General features: G+C 74.1%; 12 protein-coding genes. 5 read left to right on the top strand and 7 right to left on the bottom strand.

Annotated features, from left to right (window positions below):
• Positions 1-224 precede the first annotated feature (224 nt).
• Positions 225-671 carry a hypothetical protein gene (locus ACFVVO_RS19100; protein ID WP_390056329.1) on the bottom strand — a complete coding sequence of 149 codons (447 nt, stop codon included), beginning with the start codon at positions 669-671 and terminating at the stop codon, positions 225-227.
• A gap of 326 nt (positions 672-997) precedes the next feature.
• On the opposite strand from ACFVVO_RS19100, the gene ACFVVO_RS19105 reads away from it, so the two are divergent.
• Entirely contained in the window at positions 998-1804 is an 807-nt protein-coding gene (locus ACFVVO_RS19105; protein ID WP_390056330.1) for an SGNH/GDSL hydrolase family protein, read from the top strand.
• A gap of 60 nt (positions 1805-1864) precedes the next feature.
• On the opposite strand, the gene ACFVVO_RS19110 is transcribed toward ACFVVO_RS19105, so the two are convergent.
• From ACFVVO_RS19110 to ACFVVO_RS19125, 4 genes are all read right to left on the bottom strand, one after another.
• Positions 1865-3463, bottom strand: a complete 1599-nt coding sequence (locus ACFVVO_RS19110; RefSeq protein ID WP_390056332.1) for a serine/threonine-protein kinase — start codon at positions 3461-3463, stop codon at positions 1865-1867.
• Positions 3464-3509: 46 nt separating this feature from the next.
• The gene (locus ACFVVO_RS19115) at positions 3510-5105 is read right to left on the bottom strand and encodes a nickel transporter (RefSeq protein ID WP_390056333.1); all 1596 of its coding nucleotides are present in this window, start codon (positions 5103-5105) and stop codon (positions 3510-3512) included.
• On the bottom strand, positions 5102-6610 hold the full coding sequence (locus tag ACFVVO_RS19120; protein ID WP_390056335.1) for a tetratricopeptide repeat protein: 1509 nt from the start codon (positions 6608-6610) through the stop codon (positions 5102-5104). The genes ACFVVO_RS19115 and ACFVVO_RS19120 overlap by 4 nt, the downstream gene beginning before the upstream one ends.
• A gap of 93 nt (positions 6611-6703) precedes the next feature.
• A complete protein-coding gene (locus tag ACFVVO_RS19125; protein WP_390056336.1) occupies positions 6704-8245 on the bottom strand; it encodes a DUF4331 domain-containing protein in 1542 nt (513 codons plus the stop codon).
• Positions 8246-8460: 215 nt separating this feature from the next.
• Here ACFVVO_RS19125 and ACFVVO_RS19130 point away from each other — a divergent pair, with 215 nt between their 5' ends.
• The 3 genes from ACFVVO_RS19130 (at position 8461) to ACFVVO_RS19140 (ending at position 10208) form a co-directional block, all read left to right on the top strand.
• A complete protein-coding gene (locus tag ACFVVO_RS19130) occupies positions 8461-9003 on the top strand; it encodes a sigma-70 family RNA polymerase sigma factor (RefSeq protein WP_390056338.1) in 543 nt (180 codons plus the stop codon).
• Positions 9000-9812, top strand: a complete 813-nt coding sequence (locus tag ACFVVO_RS19135) for an anti-sigma factor domain-containing protein (RefSeq protein ID WP_390056340.1) — start codon at positions 9000-9002, stop codon at positions 9810-9812. Before ACFVVO_RS19130 ends, ACFVVO_RS19135 begins: the two co-directional genes overlap by 4 nt.
• Positions 9813-9938: 126 nt before the next feature.
• On the top strand, positions 9939-10208 hold the full coding sequence (locus tag ACFVVO_RS19140) for a hypothetical protein (RefSeq protein WP_351671069.1): 270 nt from the start codon (positions 9939-9941) through the stop codon (positions 10206-10208).
• Between the two features lie 93 nt (positions 10209-10301).
• Here the strand turns inward: ACFVVO_RS19140 and ACFVVO_RS19145 are convergent, their stop codons facing one another.
• Entirely contained in the window at positions 10302-11498 is a 1197-nt protein-coding gene (locus ACFVVO_RS19145; RefSeq protein ID WP_390056342.1) for a CaiB/BaiF CoA transferase family protein, read from the bottom strand.
• A gap of 171 nt (positions 11499-11669) precedes the next feature.
• Between ACFVVO_RS19145 and ACFVVO_RS19150 the strand changes: the two genes are divergently transcribed.
• On the top strand, positions 11670-11936 hold the full coding sequence (locus tag ACFVVO_RS19150) for a hypothetical protein (protein WP_390056344.1): 267 nt from the start codon (positions 11670-11672) through the stop codon (positions 11934-11936).
• Between the two features lie 192 nt (positions 11937-12128).
• Here the strand turns inward: ACFVVO_RS19150 and ACFVVO_RS19155 are convergent, their stop codons facing one another.
• Entirely contained in the window at positions 12129-13280 is a 1152-nt protein-coding gene (locus tag ACFVVO_RS19155; protein ID WP_390056346.1) for a type ISP restriction/modification enzyme, read from the bottom strand.
• Positions 13281-13304 lie beyond the last annotated feature (24 nt).

A 13304-nucleotide genomic window follows, 5' to 3' on the forward strand; every position in this document is an offset into this window, starting at 1 on the left:
GACGGCGGCCGGTCGCGCGGCACGACTCGGTCACAAGTGCGGTCACCGAGCACGGCACCCCCCTACCGCGCCCCGCGCCGGAACGTCTCGGCCCCGAGCCCTCCCCTGAACCGTGTATCGACGGACCGTTGCGGGTGAGTTGTATGACGGTATTGGCGATTCAAGCAGAATCGCAAGACCTGGAAGCAGTTATCACGTTTCTCTGATTGGACCGTTACGTAACTTCAGTCCGTATTGTCACTGTTGGGTCGGTTCCTCGACCGGATCGTCCTCCCGGCGAGGACGGACAGGAGCAGCAGCAGGCTGAGGAGCGTCACCGCGACGACACCGCCGCGGACCGACCAGCGGTGCACGGCGAGCATGCCCTGGGCGACCAGCATGTTCAGTGCGACCGCGCCCGCGAGCGCGGCGATCGCGCGGCCGAGGGGTTCCAGCCCGCGCAGGCCCGACCCGACCGCCGCGGCCGGCGCGGCGAGCAGGAGGAACAGCGTGCACGGGCCGCGCAGTGGTGAGTCGGTGCCGGTGAGCGTGAGCAGCGCGCCGGCCGCGCCGACGGCGGTGGCGGCCCCCGCGAGCAGCGGCGACAGGTCCCTCCCCGGCCCTGCCCCGGCCCGCTCGGCGTCGTCCGTACCGCCGTCCGGTGAAGGTGTCTCGATGCGTGAGGTCTGCATTGGCGACTTCGCCCCCCGGCGCGCCTGATGTCGGCCTCAATGTCGCGCAGCCCGCGTGGGCCGTCAAGACGGCACCCCTCTTCGAGCGCCTGTTCCGCGGGCGGTCGTGAGGCCTGTGCCGGGGGTGTCCGCGGGGCCGGCTGACGCCCCGTCGGGCGGATGGGGCGCGGGCGTGCAATACACCGGGCGGTGAACGTCCTGGGGTGATTGCGTCAAGAGGTCGTGAGAAGTCGTTGAGTCCGAAAAAGTTTTGGCATGGACACTTCCAGTCAACACGCGTAGTTGCTACGACAGTTGTGGCAGAGATCCTGCTAAAGGGAGGTTCCATGAGACGTTCCCGACTTTCCGGATTCGTGACCTCGCTCCTCCTCGCCACCGGCCTCACCCTCACCGGGGCGGCCACGGCGCAGGCCTCCTCGACGGCCGTGACCGGCGGCTATGTGGCGCTCGGCGACTCCTACTCCTCGGGGGTCGGATCGGGCAGTTACATCAGCTCCAGCGGCAGTTGCGACCGCAGCACCAAGGCGTACCCGTACCTGTGGAACGCCGCCCACGGCCCGTCCTCGTTCGCCTTCAACGCCTGTTCGGGCGCCAAGACGGGCGACGTGCTGGCCAACCAGCTCGGCTCGCTCAACTCCTCGACCGGCCTGGTCTCCATCAGCATCGGCGGCAACGACGCCGGTTTCGCCGACGTCATGACGACCTGTGTCACCTCGTCCGACAGCACCTGCCTGGCCAAGATCAACACCGCCAAGGCGTACGTCGACTCCACGCTCCCCGGCAAGCTCGACACCGTCTACGACGCGATCAGCGCCAAAGCCCCGTCCGCCCGGGTCGTCGTCATCGGCTACCCCCGCTTCTACAAGCTCGGGCAGACCTGCCTGGGCCTCTCCGAGACCAAGCGGTCCGCGATCAACGACGCGGCCGACTATCTCGACAACGCCGTCCAGAAGCGCGCCCTCGACCACAACTTCGTCTTCGGTGACGTACGCACCACGTTCACCGGCCACGAGATCTGCTCCAGCAGCTCCTGGCTCCACAGCGTCAACTGGCTCGACATCGGCGAGTCGTACCACCCGACCGCGACCGGCCAGTCCAGCGGTTATCTGCCGGTGCTCACCAACGCGGCCTGAGCCGGGCGGGTGAGGCCGTCAACCAAGGCTCCTCCGGGGCCGCCCCGAGGGAGTGAACTCTCAGGGCGAGCCCGAAGGTGACGCGGAGGCCCCGTCCGACGGGGTCTCCGTCGCAGTCGTACAGGTCACCGAGAACGGCACCGCGTTCGACGTGGTCCGCACCGGAGCGCGCACCTCCACGCTGATCTCGTTCTCCACCGTCCCGCCGTCGGCGTACGCGCTGACGGTCACCCGCACCTGCCTGCTCCTCCCGCCGTCCGCAGGGAAGGGCAGCGTCTTCCACCCCGGCTCGGAGACCGACCCGTGCGCGAGCACCCACCGGTACTCCACCCGCGCCGGCAGCCGCCCGACGGTGAACGTCGCCGTGAACGCGGGCGCCTGCGCGTCCGGCGGCGGACAGCTCCCGGAGTACTCCGTGTTCGCGCCGGTCAGTGTGACGTGCACCGACTGGGCGGGCCGGCTGCTCGCCGCACCGCTGCTCGGCGCGGGCGGCGGCGCCCCGGTGCCCGTGTCCGTGTCCGTGTCCGTAGCGGTGCCGGGAGCGCCGGAGTGCGCGCCGCTCGCCCGGCTGGTGTGCGTGCCGTCGTCCGCCCGGCCGCCGTTGCCGCGGTCGTGGAGGGCGTACGTCAGTCCCGCCACCGCCAGCAGGACCGCGAGCAGACCGGCGACGAGCACCGGCCCGGCGCGCCGGCCGCGCTCCGGCCCGGCAGCCGTGGTCCCGGGTTCCGGATGCCCCGCCGGCAGCGGCGTCGGCGGGATGGGGGAGGGCCGGTGCGGCCGGGCCGCGCGCGTCGTGGCGTACGGCGAGGCCGCCGCCCCGGTCGCCGCCGCACCGCCCGCCGCGACGATCCGCAGGTCCCGCTCGGCCTGTTCGGCGGGCAGCCGCTCGGCGGGGTCCTTGCGCAGCAGCCCCTCGACGACCGGGGCCAGCGGCCCGGCCCGGCGCGGTGGCGGCAACTCCTCGTCCACGACGGCCCGCAGGGTGCTCAGCGGGGTGTCCTGCCGGAACGGGGAACTGCCCTCGACGGCCGCGTACAGCAGAACGCCCAGCGACCACAGGTCCGACTCCGGACCCGGGGTGCGCCCCAGCGCCCGCTCCGGCGCGAGGAACTCGGGCGAGCCGATCACCTCTCCGGTCATCGTCAGCGCGGAGCTGCCCTCGACCGTGGCGATGCCGAAGTCGGTCAGCACCACCCGGCCGTCCTCGGCCAGCAGCACGTTGGCCGGCTTCACGTCCCGGTGCAGCACCCCGGCCGCGTGCGCGGCGCGCAGCGCGGCCAGCACCTCGGCGCCGATGTGCGCGGCCCGCCGAGGCGGCAGCGGGCCCTCGCCCTCCAGCCGGTCGGCCAGCGACAGCCCGCGGACCAGCTCCATCACGATCCAGGGGCGGCCGCCCTCCAGCGCCACGTCGTACACCGTGACCACGTTGCGGTTGGCGACCCGGGCCGCCGCCCACGCCTCGCGCTCCAGGCGCGCGTACATCCGCTCGACGTCGGAGGCGGGCAGTCCCGCCGGGGCCCGTACCTCCTTGACGGCCACCTCGCGGTGCAGCACCTCGTCGCGGGCGCGCCACACGGTGCCCATGCCGCCCTCGCCGAGCGGGGACAGCAGACGGTAGCGGCCCGCGATCACGCGTTCACGTCCCGGCTCTTCGGACACGGGCGCCCCCCCACGGCATCTGACGTGATTTCTCCACAAACGTAGCTCAACCGACCGCGGATGCGGCCCCCTTGAGCACCATTCCGGCGCCCAGGGCCACGACGACCAGCGCGGACGCCAGCGGCAGGGTGCGGCGGACCAGTCCGGCCACCGGGTGGGACGTCCAGCGCGGGCGCCGGTCCAGGACCCGGGCGACGCCCGAGCCCAGCCGGACCACCGCGAACCCGGCCGCCGTGAGCGTCAGCGCGAGACCCGCGCCGTAGGCCACGACGAGCAGCAGTCCGAACCAGGCCTTGCCGAGCGCCGCGGCGCCGACCAGGACGACCACGGCGGAGGGGCTCGGCACCAGACCGCCGGCGAACCCGAGCAGGATCGTGCCGCGCAGGGTGGGGGCGGTGGGGTGGCTGTGGGTGTGGCCGCCGTGGGTGTGCACCACGCCGCCGGGGTGAGGGTGGTGGTGCTCCTCGTGGGGGTGGTGATGGTGGTGTCCGTCGTGGTGATGGTCGTGGTGCGGGTGGCCGGCGCCGACGGTTTCCCCGGCCGCGCCCACCAGGACCAACCGGCTTTCCTCCGGATCCTGTTGAGCCCGCGGGTGTGGACGCGTGTGCGCCCGGTCGCGCCAGGCCCGGCGCACGAGGCCGGCGCCCGCCGCGAGCACCAGGGCGCCGCCGGCCATGCCCAGCCAGGCGATCACCGAGGGCGTGGCCGCCGAACCGGCGGTCACGAGCAGACCCAGGGCGACCACGCCGAGGGTGTGCGTCACCGTCACCGACGCGGCCAGGGGCAGCACGTCCCGCAGCCGGGACCGGCCCCCGCGGGCCGCCGCCGTCGCCGCCATCAGGGTCTTGCCGTGCCCCGGGGCGAGGGCGTGCAGGGCACCGAGGACGACCGCGATGAGCAGCGCCAGCGCGGCGAAGCTGAGGGTGAGGTCGTGCCGGGCCACCAGATCGTCCAGGGCGCGGGTCCAGCGGTCGGCGCCCCGGGGCAGGACGGCCGCGCCGGGCGCGTCCTGCCGCTCCCCGGCGAGGGCCGGTCCACCGGGGCGCACCCGCAGGGAGGCGCCGGTGGTGTCGGCCGGCGAGGACAGCAGGTCCTTGGGGTACGTGGTCAGTTCGTGCGAGACGGACCGCTTCGGCACGTCCGTCGCGGTGAGCGTCATGCGGTCGCCGCGGGCGGTGATCTCCCGCCAGCCGGGCCCGCCGCCGGCCGCGGCGCCGTGGAAGCCGAGGGCGACCGGCCTGCCCTCGGGCAGCGGCGCGGTGAACCGGCACTCCAGACGCAGGGTGTGCAGACCCGCCTGACCGGGCCGCAGCCGGGCCCGGGCGCTCGCGGGGGTCAGCGCGGTGGCGCGTCCCGCGACGGTGAGCGCGCTGTCCTCGGCGGCCTCGGCGCACCGGCGTTCGGCCCACGCGCTCAGGCCCAGCCGCCGGACGGCGGGGCCGGCCTGGGTCGCCGGGATCTCCGCGAGGTCCTCCACATGGTCCACGCGGAGCTGCCCGGGGGCGGCGATGAGCCCGTCGTACCGGTTCACGGTGAAGTTGCCGAGGGGGTGCGCGCTCGCCGTGGCGGCGGGGAGCAGCGCGAGGCCGCAGGCGGCGGTCAGGACGGCCGCGGCCAGGGCGACCGGGCGGCGGAGCGTCACTTCGCGGCCTCCAGTGCCTTTCGGGCCTCCGCCGCGCCCAGCGGCGAGAAGCCGGGGTTCAGCCGCAGCGCCGCCCGCAGCGAGGCACGGCCGTCCGCCGTGTGGCCCGTGGCCAGCTCGATCATGCCGCGGTGATGGAGGAAGAGGGCGTTGCGGTAGCCGGTGGCCGTGGCCCGGCGGGCCAGCGGAAGGGCCTCCTCGTCATGGCCGTTGACGTGCAGCGCCCAGGCGAGGGCGTCCGCGGTGTGCACGGTGTGCCGGCGCGCCCACTCGGCACGGGCCGCGCGCAGCGCGGACGCCTTGTCGCCGTGATCGGCGGCGGCCAGCGCGGTGTCCAGGTCGGCGTCGACACCGTTGGCCCGGGCCAGGGCGATCCAGGCGTCCACGAGCGCGTACTGCTCGCGCGCCCGCGCCCTGTCGCCGGCCGCGCCACGGGCCTCGTACAGCTCACCGAGCGCGACCAGCGGGCCGGGCAGCGGATAGCGGGCGACCACGGACCGCAGCCCCTGGATCGCCTCGTCCCGGTGCCCGCTCGCGGCCTGCGCCCGGGCCCGGCCCTCCAGCGCCGGCAGATAGGTGTCGTCGGCGGCCAGGGCCCGGGAGTAGTAGCCGAGCGCGGACGCGTACTGGCCCTGGTTCCAGGCGAGCTGGCCGAGCTGAGCGGCCACGTAGGCGACGTCGCCGGGTGAGCCGGCCGCGTCGAGGGCCTGCCGCAGGACCCGCCGGGCCGTCACCGCGTCACCGCTCAGCTCGCGCACATAGGCGTACCGGGTGAAGACCGGCACGCCCGGCCTGCGTTCGTCGGCGGTGCCGGCGGCCCGGGACGCCTCCCCGTACCGGCCGAGTTCCACCAGGGCGTCGACACGGGAGCACAGGGCGCGTTCGCTGTACGGGTTCTGCCGCAGCGCCCGGTCCGCGTAGGTGAGGGCGCCGGCGAAGTCGTGCCGGGCGGCGGCGAGGGCGGCCCGGCCGGCCAGCGCCTGGTCGTTGCCGGGGGTCAGCTCCAGGGAACGCTCCAGGGCCTTCTCGGCCTGCGGGTACCGGGCCGGGTCGCCCGTGGTCCGCGCCTGCTCGACATAGGCCAGACCGAGCGTGGCCCAGCCGCCGTGGTCCCGGGGCTGCGACCGCAGATGGGCCTGGAGGGCGGCGACGGCCGCGTCCAGGTTCCCGCCGCCCAGCACCCCGGGATCTACGGCACTGGAGGCCGCCGCCGGTACCGGCCGGCCGTCCCGCGCGGCCCCGACGGCGATCGCGCCACCGGTCAACGCGACCGCCAGCAGTGCCGCCGACCCCGCGAGCCGCGCGGCCCGCCACCGCCGCCCCGTGGCCCCGACCCGCCGCACGGCGGCCACCCGCTCCTCGGCACCGGCCTCGCTCCGCGGTTCGTCCGGCGGTGTACCGGACTCGGGCCGTGGTGCGGGTTCGGTGCCGGGCGGCGGGGTGCCCGACCCGGCCGTGCGGGTCGTACGCCCGCCGGTCTCCTCGTCGTTCGTGCGCGGGGCCATGCCGTCTCCTGGGTCGCCTGGTGCCGGTCGGAAGCGGAAGGGCGCGGCCCGCCGTGGGGGAAGGGAAGCGGGCCGCGCCGGTTCGGGGGTGTGTCAGTACGGGCGCTGCATCCGGCGGCGCCACCAGGCGAGGGCGGTGCCGATCAGCAGGATGCCGGCCGCGCCCGAGGCCGCCGAGGCGGCGATCAGCACGGTGTTCCCGGAGCCGGAGGAGCCGGACCCGGCCGGTCGCAGCGCGTCGCCGAGCTGACTGCGCACGTCCGCGCCCTTGGTCGTGCCCTTGGCGAGCGCGCCGCGCGAACCGGCGGTGGGTTCGGCGACGTACGGGAAGTACTTCTCGAACTTCTTGTCGTTCTTGTCGACCGCGTCACCCAGGTCGTTCTTGGCGCCGACCAGTTCGCCCTCCATGACCTGCAGCGCCTCGTCGATCACGTCGTCGGTGAGCCGGCGGCCGTTCGGGAAGCCCGCGTTGTCACCGTCCAGGACACCCAGCCGCTTGGGATGCATGCTCGGCTTGATCGAGGTGTTCAGCCGCAACTGTTCCGAAGGCTTCACGTTCGGCTGCTGGTTGAGGCCCTTGACGCCCTTGAGGAAGACGTCTACCAGGTCGTTGCGCGGCTCGGCGGGCGCCTTGATCTTGTAGATGCCCTCGATGAGCTTCGGCAGTTCGGGGTTGGTCACGTTCTTCAGGAACTGGCCGTCGTACGAGGGCTGCGACGCGTTGAACCGGTCCTTGTCCTTCTGCGGGTTGACGACCTCGTTCACCAGCGGGTTGCCGAGGCGCGAGACCTGCGAGTAGTAGCCCTGCGCGTTGCGGCGCTGGGTGGTCGACCAGACGCCGACGACCGGCTGCTCGCCGGACTCGCGTATCAGGTCGTTGGGCACCTGCAGGGCGATCGTGTTGACGTTGTAGCCCTTGAGCGTGTCCCGGCCGACCTCGGTGAGGTTGCCGCCGTACAGCAGGTCGAAGACGCGCAGGTCCAGGAAGAACGGGTCGTCGGCCTGGCCGGCGAAGGTGGCGGCACCGCCAGCCGCCTTGTACACGGCCTGCGAGCGCAGCTTGCCGTAGTCCGGCATGGACGCCTTGCCCACGTTCGACGGTGCCACCGGTACGTCGTCCGCGAGCTTCGTCCTCGACACCTCGTGCTGGTTCTTCAGCCGGATCAGGTCGATGTCGTACGTCTGCGTGACGTTGAGGTCCGGGTCGTCCAGGCTGGTGACGGGACCGGTGTTGTACAGGAACGTGTCGCCGTTCTTCGTGTGCGTCTTGAAGGTGTAGCGGAACAGCAGCTCGCCCTGCGCGTCACCGTTGTTGTCGATGTGGATGTCGTACTGCGCGTCGTCCGCGAACGTGTAGAAGTTCGGGCCGCCGGCCGGATCCTCGAACGGGATCCAGTCGGCCACGATCGTCGTGGTGTCGGGCTTGTCCGGGCTGGCGAACGCGTACAGGTCCGTGTTGTCGTACTGCGGGGTCCCCGAGATCAGCGGGGCCTCGCGGTGGGAGGAGGCGGAAGCCGCCCCGGGTTCCAGCGTGGCGACGCCGGCGGCTGCGAGCCCCCCGGCGGCCAGCGCACCACAGATGAGCGTGACCAGGCCCTTGCGACCGGTGCCGCTCCTGGAGAAGAGAGGTGTCATGCCGTCCGTCCTCAGTACCGACTTGCTTTGACGGACGGGTATACGGAGCGGGATCGCCGATCGGATTGGTCGGCCGGGGAATTTCTTTTGGACCTTCCGGGACCCGCGTTTTCGGCCCGCTGATGCGTATCAACCGCCGGAGGTGTGCGCTCGTGCGGATGCGTGGAGTCAGAGGCGGGGGCCGGGCCGGCTGCGGCCACGGAGGGGGAACCAGGGTGGAGGCGGACGAACTGCTGGTGCTCGTGGCGGGCGGCGACCAGAGGGCGTTCGAGGATCTGTACGGACTGGTGTCCGGACCGGTGTTCGGGCTCGTGCGGCGGGTGGTGCGCGACCCCTCGCAGTCCGAGGAGGTGGCCCAGGAGGTACTGCTCGAACTGTGGCGCTCCGCACGCCGGTTCGACCCCCGGCGGGGCAGCGCCCTGTCCTGGATCCTCACCCTCGCCCACCGCCGCGCCGTCGACCGGGTGCGCAGCGCACGCGCGGCCGGCGAACGCGAGCAGCGGGAGGCCCTGCGCGCCGGGGAACCGGCCTTCGACCATGTCGCCGAGGAGGTGGAGGCCGGTCTGGAGCGTGAGTGGGTGCGCCGCTGCCTGAACCGGCTGACGGCGCTGCAACGCCAGTCCGTCACCCTCGCCTACTACGACGGCTACACCTACCGTGAGGTGGCCGAGCGGCTCTCGCTGCCGCTCGGCACGGTCAAGACCCGGATGCGTGACGGGCTCACCCGGCTGCGCGAGTGCCTGGGAGGTACCGCGTGAGCATCTTCGGCCGCCTGCTGGGCCGCGAGGACCTGCACTCCCTCGCCGCGCCCTACGCGCTCGACGCCCTCGAACCTGGCGAACGGCGCCGCTTCGAGAAGCACTTGGGGAACTGCGACCGCTGCGCCGCGGAGGCGCGGGCGCTGTCCGAGGACGCGGTACGCCTCGCCTGGTCCACGGCCGCCCCCGCCCCGGCCGCCCTGCGCGACCGGGTTCTGGCCGCCGTCCGCGCCACCCCCCAGGAGCAGTCGCCCACCCGGGAGCGCGCGCCCCAACTGCCGCCGCACGTCTGGGGCGGCCAGCCCCCGCCCGCGCGCGCCCGTACGCCCCGGGCGCGCTCTCTCTTCGTCCCGTTCGCCACGGCGACCGCCGCCGCGGCCCTCGTCGTCGCCTCCCTCTTCGCCGTCCAGGCGAACCGCACCCAGGACCGGCTCGACGCGGAACAGGGCCGGGCACGTGAGATCGCCCACGTTCTCGCCGCTCCCGACGCCCGCGCCGTCGCGAGCGAGGACGCCCGGGGCCGCGGTATCGGAGTGATCGCTTCCGCCTCGGAGGGGCGGGCCGTCGTCACCCTCAGCGGATACGGCACCCCTTCCGGTGGCCGCGTGCACCAGCTCTGGCTCATGCGTCCCCATGCGCTACCGCGTTCCCTGGGCCTCCTCGCGGGCGACACGCCCTTGGTCGCCAAGGGTCTCGGCAGATCGTCCACGTCACTCGCCGTGACCGTCGAGCCCGGCGGCGGATCGGCGCAGCCCACTGGTCAGCCGGTTGCTCAACTCACCCTGAAAGCGGTCGGATTCGGAGAGTAGTCAGTGACGAATGGTCAACCTCCTTGTGGGGAAGGTGAATCCTGTGGGCGAGATACACGGGTGCTCCACCGGGGCGATAGGGTTACCCTGCCCGGGCCGGGTGGACTCGTACGGGTGGGGAGTGACATGGAGCAGATAACAGTGCGCAGCAGGGCCAGGGTCCCTGCGATCACCTGCGGGAGCAGCGCGACCAGTTCGCGCCTCGACCGCCATCTGTCGGTACTGGCGGGTCCCGCCATACCGCAGGTCGAGACGGCCGAGGCCACCTCGCTGATGCTTGAGCTGACGGCACGTGACACCGCGCACCAGCGCAGCGACCGGGGCCGGCGGGTCAGCCGGGTCTCCCTGTTCGCGCCGCTGCGCCGGCTGCGCCGTTCGCTGTTCGGCGGGCACTGAGCCGGCGCCGAGCCGCGTACCGAGCGAACCCCGCGAGGCCCCGCGGGGTCCCTGAGCAGGCCGGCGGTCCCGGAGCCCCTCCGGGGCCCGCGCTCAGATCGCCACACCGTCCCGGCGCAACGCTGCGATCTCGTCGTCCGTCATTCCCACGGCACGCAGCAGGGTCCCGGTGTGCTGTCCGAGCGCGGGTACGTCGCCCATCCGTGCCTCGTCCCCGCCCGGCAGCGTGATGGGCGGCAGCAGCGCCTTCAGCGGCCCGACCGGCGTACCCACCCGACGCCACCGTTCCCGGGCCGCCAGCTGCGGATGGTCCGCCAGTTCGTGCAGGTCACGCAGCCGCGCGCAGGCGATCCCGGCCTTCTCCAGCAGGGCCAGCGCCTCGTCGGCGCCGAGCACTCCCAGCGCCTCCGCGACCAGCTCGTCGGTCCGTCCCCGGTTCGCCACCCGGGCCGCGTTCGTCGCGAAGTCCGGGTCCGTCCCCAACTCCGGGCTCCCCATGACCTGTTCGGCCAGCCGACGCCACTCCCGGTCGTTCTGCACCGACAGCAGCACCCGTCCGCCGTCCGCCGTCGGATAGGCGTCGTAGGGCGCGATGACGGCGTGCGCGAGGCCGGTGCGGGCCGGCGGCTCGCCCCCGTGCATCGCGTGGTGCAGCGGATGCCCCATCCACTCCGCCAGCGCCTCCAGCATCGACACCTCCACCGGCCCGCCCCGGCCGGTGGTGCCCCGCCGGACCAGCGCGGCCAGCACGCCGGAGAAGGCGTACATGGCCGCCGCGATGTCCGCCGCCGGAATGCCCGCCTTGACCGGCTGCCCGGGCGTCCCGGTCACCGACACGAGCCCGGCCTCGCACTGCACGAGCATGTCGTACGCCCGCTTGTCCGCGTACGGGCCCGAGCCGCCGTACCCGGAGATGTCCACGGCGATCAGCCGCGGGTGCGCCGCGCACAGCGTGGCCGCGTCCAGCCCCAGCCGGGCGGCGGCCCCGTGGGCGAGGTTCTGCACGAACACGTCCGCGTCCGCGACCAGCCGCCGTACGACCGCCAGGCCGCGCGGGTCCTTCAGGTCCAGGGCGATGGACTCCTTGCCGCGGTTGCACCACACGAAGTGCGAGGCGAGACCCCCGGCGGCGGTGTCGTATCCCCGGGCGAAGTCACCGCCGTCGATCCGTTCCACCTTGACGACCCGGGCGCCCAGGTCGGCGAGCTGCCGGGTGGCGAAGGGCGCGGACACGGCCTGTTCGACGGCGACGACGGTGATGCCCTCCAGGGGCAGCGGCAGATGATCCATGAGCCGGATGATCTCCCCTGACCGGCGGTCCTGTCAGTACCCGGTCACCACGCCCCGTACCCAGACCGCACGGACGGGGACCGCGCGGGGCGCCAACTCGCCCTGACCGCCGGGGTACTGGCGGCCACCCGCGGCGCGGGTCCGGCCCGGTGGCTGCGCGGCGGCCGGGCGGTGGACTTCTTCCTCGGCGAGGTCACCCGGGATCACGGGGACGTCGACTGGTTCGCCTGGGCGCGGGGCGCGGCGGCCCTCACCGGCGCCCTGACCCGGCCCGGGCACCGGCCGGTTCCCGGGCCACCGCCCGGCCTCCGGCTCGACTTCACCAAGGACGGCCTTGTCCAGCAGTTTCCCCCTGCTGGACAGGGACGCCGAGGGCCGGATCGTCGTCGCGGGCGGCCCCTGGGCCGGGACGCCCTGGCCCGAGGGGCCGCTCGGTGAGGAACCGGGCCGGATCGGGGAATCGGCGCCGCCGGTCTTCGCTCCGCGGGTCCAGATCGGGATCAAGCGCATGATGCCCGTCCGGGGCCCCTCGCGGCCGCGCCGGGCCAAGGACGCCGCCGACGTCGCCCGGCTGGAGGCCGCTCTGCGCGATCGCCGGGCCCTTTCGTCCGGATCAGGCCGGACCACGGCCTACAGCAGGGCGAACTGGCCGTCCGGGCCCTCCTCATGGTGGTCCAGGACCGAGGCGGGGCGGCGGGCGGAAGCCGGGACCGGGAGGACGCCCGCGCGGCGCAGTTCGGCCGCGGTGACCGGTGAGGCGACCTCCAGGGCGGCACGGCGTGGACGCAGTTCCGCCAGCAGGGCCAGTACCGTGACCAGCTCCAGCAGCTCCGACGTCCACGTCTGCGGCCAGGTGGCGGGGCGGAGCGCGGCCAGGGTGCCCGGCTCCGCCGGAGCGGTGCGGGCCGCGAACCAGGCCTCCAGGACCCGGACCCCGGCCACCTCGTGGTCCCAGGCCTCCGGCGGCACGGGGGAGACCCGGCCCCCGTCGAGGTGCAGCGCCTCGTCCTCGCGGTCGTAGTGCAGGGTGAGGGGCCGCGCGGGCAGGGGCGCGCGGACATAGGGGCGGCGGCCGCCGGGCAGTTTGGGACGTTCGCCGTCGCGGCGCATCAGCCACAGCATGCGGCGGCCCAGCTCCACGCCGGCGGCCCAGACCCCGGCGTCCCGGGTGAGCGGGACGGTGCGGCCGGGGCGGACCGCCGCCAGGATCCAGGCCAGCACGTCCGTGGCCGCGGGGCGTTCCCCCAGCAGGGCGGCGAGGTGGTCCAGCAGACCGGGCGCCAGGTTCGGCTCCGTGCCGTCCGGGCGGCGGTACAGCGGCCGGACGCGGCCGGGGCGCAGCAGCGGCAGGAGCGAGGTCGCGAGCAGCGGACCGTCGTCGCCCGTCTCGACCACGAACACCTGCCGCTCGCCCGCCACCCGCCACAGCTCCGGACGGGCCACGTCGAGCAGCCGGTGGTCCGGGATCAGCCACTGCTCGTCGAAGGGCGCCGCCAGCACCGGTACCGGCTCCGCGCAGGGGCCCTCCGCGCGCGCCAGCCGTTCGGTGCCGGTGGACTGGCCGGGGAGCTGGCCCACCGCGGAGTGCGTGGTGCGGGAGCGGGTCGGCTCGAACAGGGTCTCCCGGTCCGGGCCCGGGGCCCTGAGCAGCGCGTCCCAGCGGGCCCGCAGGGAGGCGGGATCGGGCGCCGTCGGCCAGGCGCGGCCCGGCCGCAGCGGTGCGACGGACCACGGCATGAGGTCCGCCAGCGGCGGAGCGTCGTCGTGCGTCACGCTGGGCATCGTAGAGCCTGCCGGCGACGCCGG

The sequence above is a fragment of the Streptomyces sp. NPDC058145 genome (genome assembly GCF_042884245.1).
Classification (GTDB): Bacteria; Actinomycetota; Actinomycetes; order Streptomycetales; family Streptomycetaceae; genus Streptomyces.